This is a genomic window from Kitasatospora sp. SolWspMP-SS2h, assembly GCF_003259315.1.
In the GTDB taxonomy this organism is placed as follows: domain Bacteria; phylum Actinomycetota; class Actinomycetes; order Streptomycetales; family Streptomycetaceae; genus Kitasatospora; species Kitasatospora fiedleri.
Genome location: NZ_QLLT01000003.1, coordinates 393,703 through 414,282, shown reverse-complemented (window position 1 = coordinate 414,282; position 20,580 = coordinate 393,703). Strand labels below are relative to the sequence as shown.

12 protein-coding genes are annotated in these 20,580 nt (G+C 74.7%); 4 read left to right on the top strand and 8 right to left on the bottom strand.

What is annotated here, in order from left to right:
- The 3 genes from K353_RS34245 to K353_RS05935 all read left to right on the top strand — a co-directional run.
- A partial coding sequence (locus tag K353_RS34245; protein ID WP_158585354.1) for a type I polyketide synthase occupies positions 1-6,513 on the top strand: 6,513 nt, incomplete at its 5' end.
- Positions 6,510-8,771 carry a cytochrome P450 gene (locus K353_RS37125; RefSeq protein ID WP_158585353.1) on the top strand — a complete coding sequence of 754 codons (2,262 nt, stop codon included), beginning with the start codon at positions 6,510-6,512 and terminating at the stop codon, positions 8,769-8,771. The genes K353_RS34245 and K353_RS37125, both read left to right, overlap by 4 nt.
- Entirely contained in the window at positions 8,771-9,934 is a 1,164-nt protein-coding gene (locus tag K353_RS05935; protein ID WP_199527997.1) for a macrolide family glycosyltransferase, read from the top strand. The genes K353_RS37125 and K353_RS05935 overlap by 1 nt, the downstream gene beginning before the upstream one ends.
- Positions 9,935-10,035: 101 nt before the next feature.
- Here the strand turns inward: K353_RS05935 and K353_RS05930 are convergent, their stop codons facing one another.
- The 6 genes from K353_RS05930 to K353_RS05905 all read right to left on the bottom strand — a co-directional run bounded on the left by K353_RS05930 (position 10,036) and on the right by K353_RS05905 (position 17,901).
- Complete coding sequence (locus tag K353_RS05930; RefSeq protein ID WP_111552481.1) at positions 10,036-11,031, bottom strand: 2-hydroxyacid dehydrogenase; 996 nt, start codon at positions 11,029-11,031, stop codon at positions 10,036-10,038.
- A gap of 87 nt (positions 11,032-11,118) precedes the next feature.
- On the bottom strand, positions 11,119-12,144 hold the full coding sequence (locus K353_RS05925) for a 6-phosphofructokinase (protein WP_111552480.1): 1,026 nt from the start codon (positions 12,142-12,144) through the stop codon (positions 11,119-11,121).
- A 342-nt stretch (positions 12,145-12,486) separates the two neighbouring features.
- Entirely contained in the window at positions 12,487-13,212 is a 726-nt protein-coding gene (locus tag K353_RS05920; protein WP_111552525.1) for a type 1 glutamine amidotransferase, read from the bottom strand.
- 296 nt (positions 13,213-13,508) lie between these two features.
- Positions 13,509-14,765, bottom strand: coding sequence for a MurT ligase domain-containing protein (locus tag K353_RS05915; protein WP_111552479.1), 1,257 nt, complete (start codon positions 14,763-14,765; stop codon positions 13,509-13,511).
- Positions 14,766-14,991: 226 nt separating this feature from the next.
- Positions 14,992-16,356, bottom strand: coding sequence for a GNAT family N-acetyltransferase (locus K353_RS05910; protein WP_199527996.1), 1,365 nt, complete (start codon positions 16,354-16,356; stop codon positions 14,992-14,994).
- A 105-nt stretch (positions 16,357-16,461) separates the two neighbouring features.
- Entirely contained in the window at positions 16,462-17,901 is a 1,440-nt protein-coding gene (locus K353_RS05905) for a pyridoxal-dependent decarboxylase (RefSeq protein WP_233533388.1), read from the bottom strand.
- Between the two features lie 325 nt (positions 17,902-18,226).
- Here K353_RS05905 and K353_RS05900 point away from each other — a divergent pair, with 325 nt between their 5' ends.
- On the top strand, positions 18,227-18,421 hold the full coding sequence (locus K353_RS05900; protein WP_111552477.1) for a hypothetical protein: 195 nt from the start codon (positions 18,227-18,229) through the stop codon (positions 18,419-18,421).
- A gap of 73 nt (positions 18,422-18,494) precedes the next feature.
- Here K353_RS05900 and K353_RS05895 read toward each other — a convergent pair whose 3' ends face one another.
- Both K353_RS05895 and K353_RS05890 read right to left on the bottom strand, forming a co-directional pair.
- Positions 18,495-19,247 (bottom strand): MgtC/SapB family protein, encoded by a 753-nt coding sequence (locus K353_RS05895; RefSeq protein ID WP_111552523.1) that lies wholly within the window; start codon positions 19,245-19,247, stop codon positions 18,495-18,497.
- A gap of 136 nt (positions 19,248-19,383) precedes the next feature.
- On the bottom strand, positions 19,384-20,493 hold the full coding sequence (locus K353_RS05890) for a hypothetical protein (RefSeq protein ID WP_111552476.1): 1,110 nt from the start codon (positions 20,491-20,493) through the stop codon (positions 19,384-19,386).
- Between the last annotated feature and the right edge of the window lie 87 nt (positions 20,494-20,580).

The following is a 20,580-nucleotide window of genomic DNA, read 5'->3' as shown; positions in this document are numbered from 1 at the left end:
GCGGCGGTCTGGGAACCCAAGGCCCGGGCCGCCTGGCACCTGCACGAACTCACCCGCGAGCGGGACCTGGCGGCGTTCGTCCTCTTCTCCTCCGCCGCCGGCACACTCGGCAGCCCCGGCCAGGCCAACTATGCCGCCGCGAACGCCTACCTCGACGGCCTGGCCGCCCACCGGCGCGCCCTGGGCCTGCCCGGGGTGTCGCTGGCCTGGGGACAGTGGGCCGAGGACAGCGGGCTGACCGGGAACCTCACCGACACCGACCGTGCACGCCTCGCCCGCGCCGGGGTGCTGCCGATGGCCACCGACTACGGACTCGGGCTCTTCGACGGGGGCCTGGACGCTGCGGAGCCCGCGGTGGTCGCGGCCGTGCTCAAGGTGTCCGCGCTGGGCGACCGGCCGGTGCTGCGCGCGCTGGCACGCGCCCGCACACCGGTGCGGACCACCGGACTGGCGGGCCGGCTGGGATCGCTCCCCGAGGCCCGGCAACACGAGCTCCTGCTCGACCTGGTCCGCACCCACGCCTCGGCCGTGCTGGGGCGCAGCGACGAGATCGGTGCCGACCTGGCCTTCAAGGACCTGGGCTTCGACTCGCTCACCGCGGTGGAACTGCGCAACCGGCTGTCCACGGCGGTCGGGGTGCGGCTGCCGGCGACGATGGTCTTCGACCACCCGACTCCGGCCCGATTGGCCGAACACCTGCGGGAGGTGGTCCTCGGCAAGGAGCGCCGGACGGCCGCGCCGGTGCCGGTCGGGGCCGTGGTGTCGGGTGATCCGGTGGTGGTGGTCGGGTTGGGGGCGCGGTATCCGGGTGGGGTGGGCTCGGCGCAGGAGTTGTGGGATCTGGTGGCGGGCGGGGCGGACGCGGTGGGTGAGTTCCCGTCGGATCGTGGGTGGGACGTGGGTCGGCTCTACGATCCGGCGGGCGGTCCGGGGACGTCGTACACCCGACGGGGCGGCTTCCTCGACGCCGCAGGCGGGTTCGACGCCGGGTTCTTCGGGATCTCGCCGCGTGAGGCGCTGGCGATGGACCCGCAGCAGCGGGTGCTGTTGGAGACGGTGTGGGAGACGTTCGAGGACGCGGGGATCGATCCGACGTCGTTGCGGGGCAGCCGGACGGGCGTGTTCACCGGCATCTGGGCATCCGGCTACGCGGGCGGAGTGGACCAGATATCCCGCGACGCGGACGGCTACGTGGCCACCGGCACGGCGACGAGTGTGACCTCCGGGCGGGTGTCCTACCTGCTGGGCCTGGAGGGACCGGCGGTGTCGGTGGACACGGCGTGCTCGTCCTCGCTGGTGGCGATCCACCTGGCGGCGCAGGCGCTGCGCTCGGGTGAGTGCTCGCTGGCGCTGGCCGGCGGGGTGACGGTGATGGCGACACCCGCCGCCTTCATCGACTTCTCCCGCCAGCGGGGGCTCGCGGCCGACGGCCGGGTGAAGGCGTTCGCCGAGGCGGCCGACGGCACGGGCTGGGGCGAGGGCGTCGGCCTGGTGCTGCTGGAACGCCTGTCGGACGCCCGCCGCAACGGTCACCGGGTGCTGGCGGTGGTGCGGGGCTCGGCGGTCAACCAGGACGGCGCGTCCAACGGCCTGACCGCGCCCAACGGCCCCTCCCAGGAACGCGTCATCCAGCAGGCGCTCGCCAACGCCGGGTTGTCGGGGTCCGAGGTGGACGCGGTGGAGGCGCACGGCACCGGCACGACCCTCGGTGATCCGATCGAGGCGCAGGCGCTGCTGGCGACGTACGGTCAGGACCGTTCCGAGCCGCTGTGGTTGGGGTCGGTGAAGTCGAACATCGGGCACACGCAGGCGGCGGCGGGCGTCGCGGGTGTGATCAAGATGGTGATGGCGATGCGGCACGGGCAGTTGCCGCGAACCCTGCACGTGGACGCGCCGACCTCGCACGTCGACTGGTCGGCGGGCCGGGTCGCCCTGCTGACCGAGGCCCGGCCGTGGCCGGAGACCGGGCGTCCCCGCCGTGCGGGCGTCTCGGCGTTCGGCATCAGCGGCACCAACGCGCACGTGATCCTGGAGGCACCGGACCCGGACCCGGCGGAGGAGACATCCTCCGACTCCCCTGTCACCCCCACGTCCGCGCCCGCCGCCGTCGCGCCGGTGCCGTGGCTGCTGTCGGCCAAGTCCGCGCAGGCGCTCCGGGCCCAGGCCCGCAGGCTACAGGCGCACGCGGCCGGGGCCCCCGACGCGGACGCGGACGGAATCGCCGCCGCGCTCGCCGCGCGGGCCCGATTCGCCCACCGGGCCGTGCTGACCGGACCGGAGGCCCTGGCGGCCCTGGTCCGGGGTGAGGCGCATCCCGGGCTGGTGACCGGCGAGGCCCGCGACTCGGGGAAGTCGGCGTTCGTGTTCTCCGGTCAGGGTGGTCAGTGGGCGGGGATGGGGCGGGGTCTGTACGGGGTGTTTCCGGTGTTCGCGGGGGTGTTGGACGAGGTGTGCGGGGTGTTGGGGTTGCCGGTGGAGGTGTTGTTCGAGGACGGGGAGGGGGTGTTGGGGCAGACGCGGTTCACGCAGGCCGGGGTGTTCGCGTTGGAGGTGGCGCTGTTTCGGTTGGTGGAGTGGTTGGGGGTTCGGCCGGATTTCGTGGTGGGGCATTCGGTGGGCGAGGTGGCGGCGGCCCACGTGGCGGGGGTTTTGGGGCTGGAGGACGCCTGTGCCCTGGTGGGGGCGCGGGGCCGGTTGATGCAGGGGCTGCCCGGTGGCGGGGCGATGGTGTCGGTGCAGGCGTCGGTCCAGGAGGTGGCGGGGTCGCTGGTGCCGGGTGTGGAGGTGGCGGCGGTCAACGCGGCGGACGCGGTGGTGGTGTCGGGTGACGAGGCGGCGGTGCTGGCGGTCGCCGAGGTGTGGCGGGGTCGTGGGCGGCGGGTGCGGCGGCTGGAGGTCAGTCACGCGTTCCATTCGGCGCGGATGGATCCGGTGCTGGACGAACTCGCCGAGGTTGCTAAGGGGTTGTCGTTCGGTGTGCCGGTGGTCCCGGTGGTCTCCACGGTGGCCGGACATCCGGTGGACATGGGGGAGCCGGGCTACTGGGTGCGGCAGGTGCGGGAGCCGGTGCGGTTCGCCGACGCGATGGAGTGGCTGTCGGGCCAGGGCGTCACGGGGTTCGTGGAGGTGGGTCCGCATCCGTCGCTGGTGCCGAACGGCTTGATGCGGCGTCACGGTGACTCCGTGGAGCGGCTGTTCGCGGGTCTGGGGCGGTTGTGGGCGGACGGCGCGGTGGACTGGACCCCGCCGGTCGGTGAGCCGGACGCACGGGTGCCCTCGTACCCGTTCCAGCACCAGCACTACTGGCTCCGGCCCACCACCCCGGCGGAGGGCCCCGACACGCCCGACCACCCGCTGCTGCGGTCCCTGGTGAAGCTCCCCGACGGGCAGGGCGTGGTGCTGACCGGGAAGCTCTCCGGGTCCGCCCACCCGTGGCTCGCCGAACACGTCATCGCGGGCTCGCCCCTGCTGCCCGCGATGGCGTTCGTGGACCTGGCCGTCCACGCCGGCGGGCACGCGGCCAGCCCCGTCCTGTCCGAACTGGTCTTGGAGGCGCCGCTCGTACTGTCCGAGCGTGACGGCGTGCACGTGCAGGTCACCGTCGGCGCGCCCGACGACACCGGACGCCGACCCGTCACCGTCCACTCCCGCACCTCCGCCGAGCCCGACGAGTGGACCCGCCACGCGACCGGCGTGCTCAGCCCGCCGACGGACCGGGCCGACCGGGCCGACCGGGCCGACGAGCCCGGCACGGACGCGCCCGGCACGGACGCCGACGAGGCCGCGCCGATCGACATCGGCGCGCTCTACGACCGGCTCGCCGAAGCCGGCTACGACTACGGACCGACCTTCCGGGGACTCACCGGCGTCCGGCGGCACGGCGCGGACCTGCACGCCGAGGCGAGCTTCCCGGCGGACCCCGGGCAGCTCACCGGCTACCGCGTCCACCCCGCGCTCCTGGACGCCGCCATCCAGCCGCTGACCCTGCTCGCCGGTCCCGGGGCCGAGGACGGCGGCAGTCCGGCGCGGCTGCCCTTCTCGTTCTCCGGCGTGACGGTCACCGGGTCGGCCGCGACGGTCCGCGTGGTGCTGCACCCGACCGGGCCGGACACCTGCGCGGTGCGGATCACCGACACCGCCGGGACGCCGGTCGTCAGCATCGACGAGATCGTCCTGCGGCCCGTCGAAGCGGCGGGTCCCGGGGCCGGGCCCCGGCCGAACACGCTGTTCGCCGTCGACTGGATCCCGATGGCGGCACCGGACGGCCCGGGCACCGAGACGGTCCTCCACGAGGTCGCCGGCGAGGGCGAACCGGTCACCGCCGCCCACGCGGTGACCCGGGAACTGCTCGGCCGGGTCCGGGAGTTCCTGGCCACCGACACGCCGGCCCGGCTCGTGGTCCTCACCGGCGACGACCTGGCCTCGGCCGCCGCCCGCGGCTTCCTGCGCAGCGCGCAGCACGAGCACCCCGGGCGCATCCTGACCGTCCGGCACGACGGCACGGCCGCCTCGCGGCGGGCGGTCCCCGCCGCGGTGCGCGCCGCCGTGGCCGACGGCGAGCCCGAGATCCGGCTGTGCGACGGCACCGCCCTCGTACCGAGGCTGGTGCGGGCCGCCCCGCCCGCCCCGACCGGGACTGCCGGGCCCCTGGACGGCGCGCCCCTGGACGGCACCGTGCTGATCACCGGCGGCACCGGCACCCTCGGCGTCCTGGTCGCCCGGCACCTGGTCGCCCGGCACGGCGCCCGGCACGTGGTGCTCGCCGGCCGCCGCGGCGTCGAGCCGCCCGGGCTCCGGCAGGAGCTGGGCGCCGCCCTCACCGTGGTCGCCTGCGACGCCGGCGACCGCGCGGCACTGCGGGACCTCGTCGCCTCGATCCCCGACCTGCGGGCCGTCGTGCACGCCGCCGGGGTCGTCGACGACGCCCTGGTGGCGACAATGGCACCGGAGCAGGTCGACACGGTGCTGCGCGCGAAGGCCGATGCCGCGTGGCACCTGCACGAGGCCACCGAGCACCTGGACCTGCGGGCGTTCGTGCTGTTCTCCTCGGCGGCCGGGGTGTTCGGCGCCCCCGGGCAGGCCAACTACGCGGCCGCGAACGCGTTCCTCGACGCGCTCGCCGAGCACCGGCACGCGCGCGGCCTGCCGGCCGCCTCCCTCGCCTGGGGCCAGTGGGCCGAGTCCAGCGGCATCACCGGGAACCTGACCGAGGCGGACCGCCGCCGACTGGCGAGGACCGGCATGCTGCCGCTGGCCACCGAGCAGGCCCTCGGCCTGTTCGACACCGCCCTGGCCGGCGGACGCCCGGCGCTGGTGCCGGTCCGCCTCGACCTCGCGGCGATCGACACCCCGCCCGCGCTGCTGCGCGCACTCGCCCGGCCGCGGCGCGCGCCGGCACCGGGGGCCGGCCCGGGCGACCCGGGCGACCCGGGCGAGCTGCGGGCCCGGCTCGACACCCTGCCCGAGCCCGAGCAGCGCGCGCTGCTGCTCGACCTGGTCGTCGGGCACAGCGCGGGCATCCTCGGGATGGCCCCCGGCGGGATCGACGACCCGCGTCAGCCGTTCCGCGACCACGGCGTCGACTCGCTGACCGCCATCGAGCTGCGCAACCGGCTCAACGCGGCCACCGGGCTCCAGCTCCCGGCGACCCTCGTCTTCGACTTCCCGACGCCCGAACAGCTCGTCCACCACCTCTACGGGCAGCTGTGCTCGCCGGAGAACCGGGCCACCGGGCCGATGGAGCGCCTGCTGCGCAAGGCCCTCGACGTGGGCCGCGCGCAGGACGGCCTCGACCTGCTCGCCACGGCGTCCCGGCTGGCCCCGGCCACCGACGCGCCCGAGGCCGGGGCGGTCGCCCTCGCGACCGGCTTCCTCCAGCCCCCGCTGGTCTGCCTGCCGTCCGCGCTGGCGTCCGGCGGCATCGAGGAGTACGGGCGGTTCGCCGCCGCGCTGGAGGCCGCCCGCGACGTCACGGCGGTCACCCTGCCGGGCTTCGCCGGCGACCCGCTGCCCGCGGACGCCGACGTCCTGGTCCGCGCACTCGCCGATGCCGCGTCGGCGGTCGCCGCGCCGGTGCTGGTCGGCCGCTCGGTGGGCGGGTGGCTGGCGCTGGCGACCGCCGGGGAACTGGAGCGGCGCGGGGCCCGGCCCAGCGCGGTGGTGCTCATCGACGGCTACCCCGACGACCTGCCGGGCGTGCTCACCGGCATGCTCGACGCCGGCCACCAGGTCCAGCCGGTCGACGACGACCGGCTGGTCGCCATGGGCCGCTACCTCGACCTGGCCGGCGCCCCGGAGCCCGTCACCGCGCCGGTGCTGCTGGTGGGCACCGGGAAGCGTCCGTGGCCCCGGCTGTCCACCACCGCGCAGGACGTGCTCACCGTCCCGGGCGACCACTTCACCGTCCTGGAGGAGCACTCCGCGGCCACGGCGCTGGCCATCAGCACCTGGCTCCTCGACTTCACCGGCTACGGCGCCGGGCTGTCCGAACTCAGGGGAAAGGACCACGCATGATCTGGGACAACGTCTACATCGGCGGAACGGGACGGTACCTGCCGCCCCGCACGCCCGCGACGCGGGCCGTGCCGGACACCGCGACCATGCGGCGGCTGCTCGCGCTGTCGGACTTCGTGTCGTTCACCAGCTCCGACGACGTCACCGAGCACGCGATGGCCGTGCACGCGGCGATCGGCGCCCTGCGCGAGTCCGGCCTCACCGGCGCCGACATCGCCATGGCCGCCTACGCCCAGATGGACCACCAGGACCACATGGCGTCCTCCTGCCACCTGCAGCGCGTCCTCGGCCTCGGCCACGCCCTCGTCTACGAGGTCGAGGCGACCAGCAACGGCGGCTCGGCCGCGCTGCAGTCCGCCGCCGCGCACCTGGTGGCCGACCCGGCCGCGACCGCGACCCTGGTCACCGCCACCGCCCGGTTCCTGCCGCCGCGCTGGGAACGCTGGCAGCCCAGCATCGGGATCTTCCTGGCCGACGGCGCGGCCGCGGCCGTCCTCAACCGCGAGTCCGGCCGGGCGCGGCTGGTCGCGACCGCCAACAGCTCCGCGACCCAGATGGAGGTCCTCGCCACCCCGACGATCCCGGACCCCGCGGGCCACCGGAACCGCACGCCGATCGAGGTCACCGGCCTGGCGCCGTACCTGACGCTGATGAGCGGGGCCCTGGTCACCGCGGTCGAGCAGGCCGCCAAGGAGGGCGGCGTCGGCATTCCCGACATCACCAGGTTCGTCGTCACCGGCCTGGGCCTGGCCCAGCTGGAGGTCGTCGTGCTGGAACCGCTCGGCATCGACCTGGGCCGCACCACCTGGCCGATGCTGCGCGAGCTCGGCCACGTCGGGCCGTGCGACCAACTGCTCGGCATCGACCACCTGCTGCACGACGAGACGCTCAAGCCCGGCGACACCGTCATGTCGATCGGCCTCGGCATGGGGTCGCGGTTCACCGCGGCCCTGCTGGAGGTCACCGAACCGCCCCGGCCCCGCACCGCCACCACCTTCACCGAACCGGTGCGCGCGGTGCGCGCGCAGGCCCCGTCCGCCGACGCCTACGTCATCGACCCCTCGGGCGGCGACGTCTTCGGCGAGGCCACCGCCCTGCGCGAGCGGGGCCCGGCCACCCGCGTCCGGCTGCCCGGCGGGGTGCCGGCCTGGGCCGTCACCGGGCACGACCTGGCGAAGAAGCTGCTGCTCGACCCGAGGGTCTCCAAGGATGCGAACAAGCACTGGCCGATGTGGCGCGACGGGGACATCCCGCCGGACTGGCCGCTGATCATGTGGGTCGCGATGCAGAACATGTTCACCGCCTACGGGGCCGACCACACCAGGCTGCGCAGCCTGGTGGCCAAGGCGTTCACCCCGCGCCGCATCGAGGCGACCCGGCCGCGCGTCGAGGAGATCACGGCCGGCCTGATCGCCGACCTGGCCGCGGTGCCGCCGGGGCAGCCGGTCGACCTGCGGGCGCGGTTCGCGTTCCCGCTGCCGATCCAGGTCATCACCGGACTGTTCGGGGTGAGCGCGGCGACGGGCGCGGACCTGCGCCGGCTGGTGGACGCGGTGTTCAGCCTCGACGCGGACCCGGCGGGGGTGCAGGCCGCCTCCGGCGAGCTGTACATGCTGCTCAAGGACCTGGTGGCCGCCAAACGGCGCGACCCCGGCGACGACCTGACCAGCGACCTGATCGCCGCGCAGGAGGCGGACGGCACCCGGCTGTCCGAGCGGGAACTGCTGGACACCCTGCTGCTGACCATCTCCGCCGGCTTCGAGACGACGGTCAACCTGCTCGACCACGCCGTCCACGCGCTGGCCACCCACCCGTCCCAGCTCGCCCTGGTCCGGTCCGGGACCAGCACGTGGGAGGACGTGGTGGACGAGACCCTGCGCTGGCAGGCACCGGTGCCGAACCTGCCGCTGCGCTACGCCGTGGAGGACATCGCCGCGGACGGCGTGCGGATCGGCAAGGGCGAGGCGATCCTGCTGTCCTTCGGCGCGGCCGGCCGCGACCCGGCGCAGCACGGGGCCGACGCGGAGGACTTCTCCGTCGCCCGGCCGTCGCGGGCCGACCACCTCGCCTTCGGGCACGGCGTGCACTTCTGCCTCGGCAGTCCGCTGGCGAAACTGGAGGCGACGACGGCGCTGTCCGCGCTGTTCTCCCGGTTCCCCGGGCTGCGGCTGGCCGTCCCGTCGTCCGCGCTCGAACCGCTGGGTTCCTTCTTCACCAACGGCCACAGGACCCTGCCGGTCATCCTGGAGGAGGACTGATGGCCCACTTCGCCTTCGTGAGCGCGCCCGCGTCCGGGCACGTCAACCCGACCCTGCCGCTGGTCGAGGAGCTGGTCCGGCGCGGTCACCGGGTCAGTTACGCCACCGGACCGGCCGCCGTGGGCGCCGCCGTCGCCGCCGGGGCGTCGCCGGTGACCCTGCCCTCGCAGCTGCCGCCCGGCATGGCGGAGCGCGGGGAGTTCACGGCGGAACAGCTCGCCGTGACGATGGAGTACTACCTCGACGACGCGCGCGCCGCCTTCCCGGTCCTGGCCGCGCACTTCGCGGCCGACCCGCCGGACGCGGTGTGCTACGACTCGGTGACCTTCACCGGGAGGATGCTGGCGAACCTGCTCGGGGTGCGGGAGGTCGCCCTGGTGCCGACCTTCGCGGAGAACGAGTCCTTCTCGGCGGCGCAGGTGTACCTGCCGGCCGACTTCGACCACGCCCACCCCCGGCTGGTGGCGGCGGTCCAGGACATGGGGAAGTTCGCGCAGGGCCACGCCTTCCTGGACGGCCCGGACCTGATGTTCGGTCACGTGCCCCCGACGAGCCTGGTGTTCGTCCCCCGCGAGTTCCAGCCGGCGGGGGACACCTTCGACGGGCGCTTCCACTTCGTCGGGCCGTCGCTGAGCGGCCGGCAGGCCGCCGAGGAGTGGAGCCCCCGGTCGCGGGCCCCGGTGCTGCTGATCTCGCTGGGAACCGTCTTCAACGACCGGCCCGCGTTCTACCGGACCTGCGTCGAGGCGTTCGGGGGCGGCGACTGGCAGGTCGTCATGGCGGTGGGCGGGCTGGACCGGGAGTCGCTGGGCCCGGTCCCGGCCAACGTCGAGGTGCACGCGCACGTGCCGCAGGTGGCGGTGCTGCGGCACGCCGAGGTGTTCCTGAGCCACGCCGGGATGAACTCGGTGATGGAGTCGCTCCACCACGGGGTGCCCGTCGTGGCGGTGCCGCAGATCCCGGAACAGCGGGCGATCGCCCTGCGGGCGGAGGAGCTGGGGGTCGGCAGGACGCTCGCCGAGCCGACCGTGCGGGGCCTGCGCGACGCCGTCCGGGAGGCCCGGTCCTGCCGCCCCCGGGCGGCGGCCCTGCGCCGGATCGTGCGCGGGGCGGGCGGCGCCTCGAAGGGGGCGGACGTCCTGGAGGAGCTGCTGACGCGGTAGCGGCCGGGCTCCCGCCCGGTGCCCGGCGGGGCGCGCGGCCGTCCGGCCGCGCGTTCTGCGGGGCGGGCCGGGCCGGGGCTGCCGGGCGGGGCGTACCCGGGTCACGGCCTGGGCACGAGGGTGTTCTCGTTGGTGCGGCCGCCGGCGTGGTCGTCGACGTTGCGGACGGTGGTGTCGATGATCTGGTGGACGGCGGTGTGGGTGTAGTAGGCCTGGTGGCTGGTGACGAGGACCTGGGGGAAGGTGATGAGGCGGGCGAGGGTGTCGTCGGTGATGCCCTGGAGGGACTGGTCGGTGAAGAAGACGCCGGTCTCCTCCTCGTAGACGTCGAGGCCGACGCCGGAGAGGCGCCCGGTGCGGAGGGCCTCGACCAGGGCGGCGCTGTCGACGAGGCCGCCGCGGCTGGAGTTGACCAGGATGGCGTCGTCCTTCATCCGGGCGAGGGCGGCGGTGTCGATCAGGTGGTGGGTGGTGGGGAGGAGGGGGACGTGCAGGCTGATCAGGTCGGCCCGGGAGAGGAGTTCGGGGAGTTCGGTGTAGGTCATGCCGAGTTCGAGGCAGGCGGGGTTCTCGGCGATGTCCCAGCCGAGGAGGCGGGTGCCGAAGCCGGCGGCGATGCGGGCGAAGCACTCGCCGATCTTGCCGGTGCCGATGACGCCGACGGTCATGCCGTGGACGTCGCGGCCGAGGAGGCCGTCGAGGCGGAAGTCGAACTCGCGGGAGCGGTTGGCGGCGCGGGTGAGCCGCCGGTTGACGGCGAGCGCGAGGGCCCAGGCGTGCTCGGCGACGGCGTAGGGGCTGTAGTGGGAGACCCGGGCGACGGTGAGGCCGAGTTCGGCGGCGGCGTCGAGGTCGATGTTGTTGAAGCCGGTGGAGCGCTGGGCGATCAACTCGGTGCCGCCCGCGGCGAGCACGGTGAGCACGTCGGCGTCGAGTTCGTCGTTGACGCTGGTGCTGACGGCGGGGTAGCCGGCGGCGAGGGGGGCGGTGTCGCGGTTGAGGAACACCGCCAGGGCGCGCAGGGCGTGGCGGTCCGCGAAGGCCCGTTCCAGGAGCGGTCGTTCGTCTGCTTGGACGCCGTAGGCGAGGATCTCCATGCGGTGAGGCTATCGCCGGGGGAGCGGGCGGGCGGGCCGCGACGCGCCCCCGGCGCACCGTTCGGTGGGGCGGGAGCCGACCGGCCGTCAGATGACGGTCTCGGCCTCCCGGTAGCGCTCCGCCGGGACGGTCTTCAGCTCCGCCACCGCCTCGCCCAGCGGCACCAGCTTGATCTCGGTGCCCTGCAGCGCCGTGATGTGGCCGAACGCGCCCTTGTGGGCGGCCTCCACCGCGTGCCAGCCGAAGCGGGTGGCCAGGACCCGGTCGTACGCGGTCGGGGTGCCGCCGCGCTGGGTGTGGCCCAGGATCACCGGACGGGCCTCCTTGCCGAGCCGGTGCTCCAGCTCGCGGGAGAGCTGGGTGGCGATGCCGGTGAACCGCTCGTGGCCGTACATGTCCTTGGTGCCCTCCTCCCACGGCATGGTGCCGGGCTCGGGCTTGGCGCCCTCGGCGCAGACCACGATCGCGAACTTCTTCTGCCGGTCGAAGCGCTCGCGCACCATCTCGGTCAGCTTGTCGATGTGGAACGGGCGCTCCGGGACGACGATGGCGTGCGCACCGGCCGCCATGCCCGCGTTCAGCGCGATCCAGCCGGTGTGCCGGCCCATCACCTCGACCACCATGACGCGCTGGTGCGACTCGGCGGTGGTCTTCAGCCGGTCCAGTGCCTCGGTGGCCACCGAGACGGCGGTGTCGAAGCCGAAGGTGACGTCGGTGCAGGCGATGTCGTTGTCGATGGTCTTCGGCACGCCGATCACCGGCAGGCCCGCGTCGCTCATCAGCTTCGCGGCCTTCAGGGTGCCCTCGCCGCCGATCGGGATGACCGCGTCGATGCCCAGGTCGGCGCAGTGCCGCTTGGCGCGCTCCACACCGTCGCGCAGGTGGCTGGGCTGGACCCGGGACGAGCCCAGGATCGTGCCGCCCTGGGCGAGGATGCCGCTCACCGAGTCGAGCGTCAGCGGACGGTGCACGCCCTCCAGGAGACCGCGCCAGCCGTCCTCGAAGCCGATGATCTCGTCGCCGTGGTCGACCACCCCCCGGTGGACCACGGAACGGATGACGGCGTTCAGGCCGGGGCAGTCACCGCCGCTGGTCAGGACACCAATACGCATTGCTTTGCCAACTCCCGAGCAGGATCGGACGGCCGGACTGGTGGGTGGGAATCGGACATCTCGTCCGAAACTGACCTGCTGCACAGCATACGGTTCCTGCGTCCGGCCGGGCCGAAACCGACGCGGGAGCGGCTTCCTCGACGCACCACACGTAACTGCGACCCGACCGCCGAGGAGGGTGTTGCGTCCGGGCTCTCCTATTCTCCTATGAAGTTGTCCCACGGGGGGACGGCTGACCACATGGCGGTCAGCCGTCCCCCACCGTGACCTCGGCTTACGCGCGGATGAACGCGCGGCCGAGCCGTACCGGGCCGCGCGCCCGGGCCGGGCGGGCCCACCCGCTCACGCCGGGCGGGCCGCGGCGATCCGCTCGGTGCGCAGCGCGTCGTACCAGGTGGTGTCGGCCGGCGGCAGCGCGTTCACGTCCAGCGCCAGCTTGATCAGCATGTCGGCGACGGCGGGGTTGCGGGCCATCACCGGGCCGTGCAGGTAGGTGCCGAACACGGTGTCGCGCCAGGCGCCCTCGGTGCCGTCGCCGGTGCCGTTGCCCCGGCCGACCTGGACGGTGGCCAGCGGGCTGACGCCCTCGCCGAGGTGGGTGATGCCCTGGTGGTTCTCGAAGCCGGTCAGCTGCGGCAGGTTCAGCTGCGGGTCGACGTCCGCCAGCACGTCGCCCACGCAGCGGGCGCCCTCGCCGCGCGCGGTCCACACGTCCAGCAGGCCCAGGCCCGCCTCGCGCTCGCCGAGGTCGTTGACGAACTCGTGGCCCAGGATCTGGAAGCCCGCGCAGACCGAGAAGATGATCGCGCCGTTCTCGGCCGCCCGGACCAGCCCGCCGTCGTTGCGCAGCCGCTCCGCCGCCAGCCGCTGCGGCCGGTCCTCGCCGCCGCCGATCAGGTAGATGTCGCCGCTGGTCGGCACCGACTGGTCGGAGCGCACGTCGATCCGCTGCACCCCGAGGCCGCGCTGGCGCGCCCGCCGCTCCACCACCAGCGCGTTGCCGCGGTCGCCGTACGTCGACAGCAGGTCCGGGTACACCCAGACCACCCGCAGGCTGCTCTCGCTCATCCTCGAAGACCTCCCGAACTGCTGCTGGGACGCGGGCCGCTGCGGCGCGCCCCCGCCGTACTGCTGCTGCGGCGCCTGCTGCTCGTACTGCTGCGGCGGCTGCTGTCCGTACTGCTGCTGGTGCTGCTGGTGCTGCTGGTGTTGCTGCGGCTGCGGCTGACCGTACTGCTGGTCGTACTGCTGCTGCTGTCCGCCGTACTGCTGCTCGCCGTACTGCTGTCCGGGGTAGGGCTGCGGCTGGCCGTAGCCCCCCTGGTCACCGAACTGCGGCTGCTGCCCGTAGTACTGGTCGCTCATCAGACCACCACGGCCTTGCGCAGCTGCTGGAAGGCGGTGTAGTTGGCGATGGCCTCGATCCGGCCGGCCGGGGCGGCCTCCACCGCCTGGGCGAGCGAGTCGACCACCTGGAACTGGAGGTTGGCGACCTCCAGGCGGACCGCCAGGTCGAGCTTGCGCTGGCCCATCACGAAGATCGGGTGGCCGGACAGCCGCTCGTAGTCGACGTCCCACAGCCAGGAGGTGTCGGTGCCGTCGGCGTCCAGCGCGTTCACCGACAGGACCACCGGGGTGGGCGGCCCGTCGATCAGCGAGAAGGTCTCCAGCCAGCCGGCCGGGTTCTTCGCCAGCAGCAGCCGGATGTCCCGGCCGCGGAACTGCACCACGTCGTAGCGGCCGGCCACCGCGGCCACCGCCTGCATCCGCTCCAGCGCGACCTGCGGGGCCACCCCGAAGACCGCCGCGACGGCGGCCGAGCTGGTGGCGTTCGCCAGGTTGGCGCGGCCCGGCAGCTGGAGCTGGATCGGCCAGGCGCCGCGGTGCGGGTCGATCACGTGGGTGCCCTGGAGCGCCCAGTGCGGGTTCGGGCGGCGGAAGCCGCACTCGCCGCAGAACCAGTCGTCGCCCGGGCGCTGCATCACGCCGCCGCAGGACGGGCACGACCAGGCGTCCTCCTTCCACGCCTGCCCGGCGGCCACCCAGACCACCTTCTTGCAGGACGAGGCGGCCCAGGTCACCAGCGGGTCGTCCGCGTTGGCGATGATCACCGCGTCGGTGTCCTTGAGGCCCTCGCGCCACTTCTCGGCCATCATCCGGGTCTCGGCGGCGCGGTCCAGCTGGTCGCGGGAGAGGTTCAGCAGCGCTATGGCCTTCGGCCGGGTGTCCCGGGCGACCATCGGCAGGTACTTCTCGTCCACCTCGATCACGCCGAAGCGGGCGCTGGTGCCGCCGGCCAGCGCGCCGGTGATGCCGGCCGGCATGTTCGCGCCCAGCGCGTTGGAGACCACCGGGCCGGCCGCCCGCAGCGCCTCGGCGATCAGCCGGGTGGTGGTGGTCTTGCCGTTGGTGGCGCTGACCAGGACCACGTCCAGGTGCTCGGTGAGGGTCGCCAGCAGGTCCGGGTCGAGCTTGAGCGCGACCTTGCCGCCGATCACCGAGCCGCTGCCGCGGCCCGCCTTCTGGGAGAGCGCTGCGGCCATCTTGCCGGCCGTCACGGCGATCTTCGCGCGGGCGGGCAGCGAGGCGTCGCGCGGGGCTTCCGAATCGGTGCCTGGCATGCTCAGGGGTTCCTCCTTGCTGCGGCACCGCCCGGGGCGTTCGACGATCCGCGGGCGGCGGGGACGGGCTCAGCCTACCGACTCCCGCCCGCACACTTGAGCAGGGGCGACAACCGGCGGCGCGAGCTCAGCCCTTCGGCAGCAGCGCGGCCCTCCGCCGGGGGCCCGGGGGAGAACGGCGGGGCCCGCCGCCGGGGCTCCCGGCGGCGGGCCCCGGGCGGGAGCCTCAGCGGGCGGGCCAGGGAGCGGGGAGCTTCTCGGTGGCCTCGGCGAGGTGGGCGGTGATGACCAGGGTGCCGTCCTCGACCTGGTAGTCGAGCGGGGCGGAGAGCCGGCGCATGGTGGAGATCAGGCCGGTGTTGGCGGAGGTGGTGACGGCGTAGACGGTCCGCACGCCCGCCTCCAGGGCGAGGGCGGCCATCCGGCGCACCAGGTCGACGCCCAGGCCGCGGCGCTGCCAGGCGTCCTCGACCAGCAGGGCGATCTCGGCGCCCTCGTCGTCCCACATCAGGTGGGCGAGGGCGACCAGGCGGCCGTCCGAGGTCTCGACGGCGAGGGTCTGGCCGTGGCGCGGGTCCAGCAGGTGGTCGAGGTAGCGGTCGGCGTCCCGGACCGGGCCGTGGTAGCGGCGGCGCAGCGACTCCGCGGAGCAGCGGGCGTGCATGGCCAGCGCGGCGGCCTTGTCCCCGGGGGAGGCCCGGCGGACGGTGAGCTCGGCGCCGTCGAGCCGGCCGATCCGGGCGGCGACCGCGGGGACGCGCGGGCCCAGCACGGTGTCCAGTTCGACCAGGGCGCGGGCCCGGGCGAACTCGGTGGGCGTGAACGGCAGGTGCGGGCGGGAGAGTTCGAGCAGGTCGCCGCCGGGCAGCGGCAGGCGCATCAGGTGCCCTTCCAGGCCGGCCGGGGTGTCGTCGCCGCGGCCGGGGTACTGCCGGATGGTGGCGCGTCCGAACAGCTGGCGCAGGGCGACCGGGAGTTCGGCGGCGTCCAGGGCGGTGCGGGTGGCCAGGGCGAGGACCTGGCGGGGGACGTCCACGAGTTCGTGGGCGTCGGCCTGGTCGGTCCAGATGTCCCAGCCGCCGGCGGCGGCGACGGCTGCGGCCAGCTCGGTGCGGGGCAGCTCCGCCGGGGTGCGCAGGATGAACTCGTCCACGGTGCAGTCGGGCAGCGGGTGGGCCTGCATGGAGACGATGTTGACCCGCAGCGCGGCCAGCGCCGTGCACACCCGGGCCAGGCTGCCGGGGGCGTCGGAGACGCTGGTGCGCAGCCGCCACAGCGCGGTCGGCTCCTCCGGCGCGTTCACCGCCCCGCCGCCCGGCGGTGCGGACGCCCCGGGCGGCCCGTGCGGGTGCCGGTGGGCGAGCCAGCCGCGGAACAGCGCGGTGGCGAGCATGGCCGCGGCGGAGGCGCCCAGCAGCACCGGTCCGTCGTTGCCGTGCACGACGACGTTGGCGACCAGGTCGGCGGCGGCGACGGCGGCGAAGACCGCCGCCAGCTCGACCGTCTCCCGGCGCCAGCGGTGCCCCCGCTTGCGCCGCCGCTCCTGCTGGTCCTCGGTGCCGGTGCCGTGGGTGTACGCCATGGTGTCCATGCCTGCATGGTGGCGCTCCGCTGTTTCACGATCACGAATCCCCCGTGACCTGACGGTAAATGTCTCCGCGGGCCCGCTCGGATCGGCGCTGATCCGCGCCCGCGATCAGTTGGACGTACGGCACCGGTCCAGGAGTTCCGCCCCGGCGGACTTCACCTCGTCCAGCAGCAGCCGCAGGTCCGCCTCGGTGGTGGAGGCGTTCAGCAGGCAGGCCCGGAGCATCTCCCGGCCCTGGTGCACGGCGCCGGTGACGAAGACCCGGCCGCGCCGCTGGACGGCCACCGGGAGCAGCGAGTTGAGCTTCTGCACGCCCTCCTCGTCCAGCCCGGCGGGGCGGTGGCGGAAGGCCACGATCGAGGTCTCCACCGGGGCGACGAGCTCCAGCTCCGGGTCCGCGTCGATCCACCCGCCCAGCTGCCGGGCCTGCGCGGTGCAGTGCGCGATGTCCCGGGCGACGCCGGAGCGGCCGCGGTGGGCGATGGACGCCCAGACCTTCAACGAGCGGAACGGGCGGGTCTGCTCGGTGCCGTACTCGGAGAACCAGCCGAGGTCGCCGGCCGCGTCGTCGCGCAGGTAGGACGGGACGAGGCTGAAGGTGCCGCGCAGCTCCTCGGCGTCGCGCACCAGCGCGCAGCCGCAGTCGACCGGCACGCCCAGCCACTTGTGCGGGTCCAGGGCCAGCGAGTCGGCCCGCTCCATGCCCGCGTAGCGGTGCGCGATGGTCCCGTCCAGCACGCCGAACGCCCCGTACGCGCCGTCCACGTGGAACCACAGGCCCTCGCGCTCGGCCAGGTCGGCGATCGGGGTGAGCGGGTCGACCGCGCCGGTGCCGACGGTGCCCGCGGAGGCCACCACCAGGAAGGGCAGCCGGCCGGCGGCGCGGTCCTCGGCGATCGCGGCCTCCAGGGCGTCCAGGCGGAGGCGGCCCTCGGCGTCGGAGGCGACGGTGCGCAGGTGCTTGGAGCCCAGGCCCAGCAGCTCGGCGGCCTTGCGCACGCAGCTGTGCGCCTCGCCGGTGACGTAGCCGACCAGCGGGGGCAGGCCCGCCAGGCCGTCCTCGCGGACGTCCCGGCCGGCCCTGCGGGCGGCCCGGCCGCGGGCGGCGGCCAGGCAGACGATGGTGGCCATCGAGGTGCCGGAGGTCAGGACGCCGCCGCCGGGCGGGTGCGGGAAGCCGACCAGCTCGGCGATCCAGCGCACCACCGCGCGCTCCAGGTGCACGTCGGCGTGGTCGCCGCCGGCCGAGCTGGGGTTCATCGCGCTCGCGGCCAGCGTGGCGAGCACGCCGGCGGGCTGCGGGGCGGAGTTCACCCAGCCGAAGAAGCGCGGGTTCCCGTTGCCCATCGGGTGCGGCATGATCCGCCGCTCGACGGTCTCCAGCAGCGCCGCCAGCGGCGCGCCCTCCTCGGGCAGCGGGAGGTCGAGCAGCGCGGTGCGCTCCGCCGGGTCCATCGGCTGCCACACCGGACGGTCCGGCAGCGCGTCGAGGTAGTCGGCCACCAGGTCTGCGGCCGCCCGTGCGGCCCCGCGGAAGTCGTCGTTCACAGCACAGATCGTAGGCGCGCCCGCCCCCGTGACCTGCGGCGGGTCCGCCGGGGCCGGGCGGGCGCCGCGGCGGCGGTCCTCCGCGGCCGGGCCGACCGCACCTCAGCGGCCGGGCCGGGGGCGACGGCGGTGGTGGTCCGCGCCGACAACCCGGCCGCGAGCCCGTGCCCGCGCGCGAATCGGGGGTACAAGGCTCTCGTGGCACCGGGCAGCGACCGGGCGGTGCCGGACCGGCGTCGGGCCGGTCGGGGTGCGGCCGCCCGGTCCGACCAGGTCGCCGAGCGCGTACCGGCGAGTACCAGCGAGTACCAGCGAGGAGGAACAGGTGGCACAGCAGCAGAGCACCGAGTCGGCGAGGCACTACCTGGACGAGAGCAAGAAGATGATCGAGAAGACCACGGACCCGGGGCAGCGCGCGATCGCCCTCGGCCTGGCCGCCCTGACCCACGCGGTCCTGGAGGCCGGCTTCGACCTCGCCGCCCGGCCCCCCGCGACCGCCGCGCCGGCCGAGGACGTCTGAGACCCCGCTGCCGGACGGGCCGTCCGCACCTCCGTACCGGAGGCTCCACCGCCGGCCCGGCGGGTTCGCGCGGTCAGTCGGTGCTCTCGCTCTCGGAGCCCCACAGGCCCACGATCCCGTCGAGTTCGGCCAGCTCCGCCAGCAGGCGGTACACGTCGCCGGTGCCTTCGATGGACAGGTGCACCTTGGTGCCGCCGGTGTCGGGCCCGGCGTCCTCCCCGCCGTCCTGCGGCGCCCGGTCGACCCGGACGCCGAGCACGCGGAAGCCCTGCGCCGTGCAGTGTTCCAGGGCGCGGCGCAGGGCTCCGCGCCCGGGCAGGTAGAGCAGGCGCAGGTCGGTCGCCGCGGGGGTGGAGATGGCCGGGATGCGGCGGGTGATCAGGGGGTAGCCGCGCACGATGAGCAGGTAGGCGCCGGTCACGGCCAGGGCCAGCACCCACAGCCCGCCCCCGCACGCCATCCCGACGGCCGCGGTCAGCCAGACCGTCGCGGCCGTGGTCAGGCCGCGGACGATGTCCCGCCGCACGAAGATCAGCCCGCCGCCGATGAAGCCGAGGCCCGAGACGATCTGCGCCGCCACCCGCGACGGGTCCAGGGAGACGTGCGGCAGGCCGAGCACGTTGTCGAAGCCGTGCTGGGAGACCTCCATGAACAGCGCCGCTCCGAGCCCGACCAGCGCGTGGGTGCGCAGGCCGGCGCTCTTCTGCTGGAACGCCCGCTCCAGGCCGATCAGCGTCGACAGCACCAGGGCCAGGCCGAGTTCGGTGAGCTGCCGGAGGCCCTGGCCGCTGCCCGGGTTCCACGGCGGTGACGCACTCAGGTGCACGAGCCCCTCCATCGGCTGACGCTCCGTTCGACGATCCGGCCCGGTCCGGGTCGGCCCGGTCCGGGTCGGTCCGGTGCGGGTCGGTCCGGTACCAGCCTGGCACGGCCGTCCGGGGCGGAGGGGCGCCGCCGGGCGCTCAGTCCAGGGTGGTGGACAGGCCGCCCGCCGAGCGGCAGTAGCCCTGGATCTCCTTGTCGCCGATCTGGGCGCACAGCCGCCCGGCGGCGCCCGCGCTGGTGTCGTTGACGGTGTAGTAGCTGACCAGGCCCTGGGTGCACGCCTTGCGCTGCCAGGTGTCCTTGGCGGTGGCGCACTGCTGGGCGGCCCAGTCCGGGCGGTCCAGGTTGTACTTCATGGTGCGCGAGCCGGCGCCCCGCGAGCAGTCCTCGCCGCCCCCGGCGGCCTGCGCGTTCAGGCACCACTGGAGGGCCTGGGCGAACGCCTCGGGGTGGTTGGCGTAGTCGTGCGAGGAGAGGAAGAAGGTCGGCGCGTAGAAGAAGCAGGCCGACTGGTAGAGGGCCGGCTGCTCGGGGCACGGGTAGAGCGGCTCGGCGGCCAGCTTGTCGGCGGGGAGGTTGGCCTTGGCCTTCTCGTCCTCCTCGTCGGGCGCGAACAGCTGCATGAAGACGCCCTCGGAGCAGGTGATCCGGCGGCTCTGGCTGGGGAACTTGTCGCACAGCGCGCGGGCGGCCGGGATGTCCTGCTTGGTGACGAACATGATGCCGTGGCCGACGCCGTGGATGCACGGGCCGGTGTTGGCGGGCGCGCACAGGGTCAGGATGTCGCTCTGCGGGTCCTTGGAGTTGGCGAGCATCTCCTCGACCGCGCCGTGCAGGTAGCCCGCCGCGCAGGTCTCGTGCGGGAAGGAGATCACCTTCTGGAAGTCCTGCTGGTAGCGCGCCACCGCGGCGTGCCCGAGCTCGTGCGCGATCGGGTGGCAGAACCGCACCGTGTACGGCTTGTCCTTGGTGATCTTGTCGAGGTCGGCGAGGGCGACGCCGGGGTCGGTGGCGGCCATCTCGGCCATCAGCTTGTTGCGCAGGGTCGACCTGGTCCACACCGCCGGGTCGCCGGTGGGGGAGGGGGAGCCGGCGGCGTCGGGCACGGCGCCGGGCCGCTGGCCGTCCGCGCCGGTGGCGGCGCTCGCGGCGGCGGGCTTCGGCGTCCAGTCGGTCACCATGACGGACCCGAGACCGAGGACGGCCAGCAGGACGGCGGTGACGACGGCGAACACGCGCGGTTGCATGACGGACGTTCCCCCTGTGATCGACACGGACGGTGCACGGCCCATCCTGCGGGGTGACCGCCGGAAACCGGGACAGGAACACCGCCG

Excerpts from the sequence above, each read along its gene's own strand:
- K353_RS37125 (WP_158585353.1), top strand. The coding sequence starts at position 6,510 with ATGATCTGGGACAACGTCTACATCGGCGGAACGGGACGGTACCTGCCG.
- K353_RS05935 (WP_199527997.1), top strand. The coding sequence starts at position 8,771 with ATGGCCCACTTCGCCTTCGTGAGCGCGCCCGCGTCCGGGCACGTCAAC.
- K353_RS05930 (WP_111552481.1), bottom strand. The coding sequence starts at position 11,031 with ATGGAGATCCTCGCCTACGGCGTCCAAGCAGACGAACGACCGCTCCTG.
- K353_RS05925 (WP_111552480.1), bottom strand. The coding sequence starts at position 12,144 with ATGCGTATTGGTGTCCTGACCAGCGGCGGTGACTGCCCCGGCCTGAAC.
- K353_RS05920 (WP_111552525.1), bottom strand. The coding sequence starts at position 13,212 with ATGAGCGAGAGCAGCCTGCGGGTGGTCTGGGTGTACCCGGACCTGCTG.
- K353_RS05915 (WP_111552479.1), bottom strand. The coding sequence starts at position 14,765 with ATGCCAGGCACCGATTCGGAAGCCCCGCGCGACGCCTCGCTGCCCGCC.
- K353_RS05910 (WP_199527996.1), bottom strand. The coding sequence starts at position 16,356 with ATGGACACCATGGCGTACACCCACGGCACCGGCACCGAGGACCAGCAG.
- K353_RS05890 (WP_111552476.1), bottom strand. The coding sequence starts at position 20,493 with ATGCAACCGCGCGTGTTCGCCGTCGTCACCGCCGTCCTGCTGGCCGTC.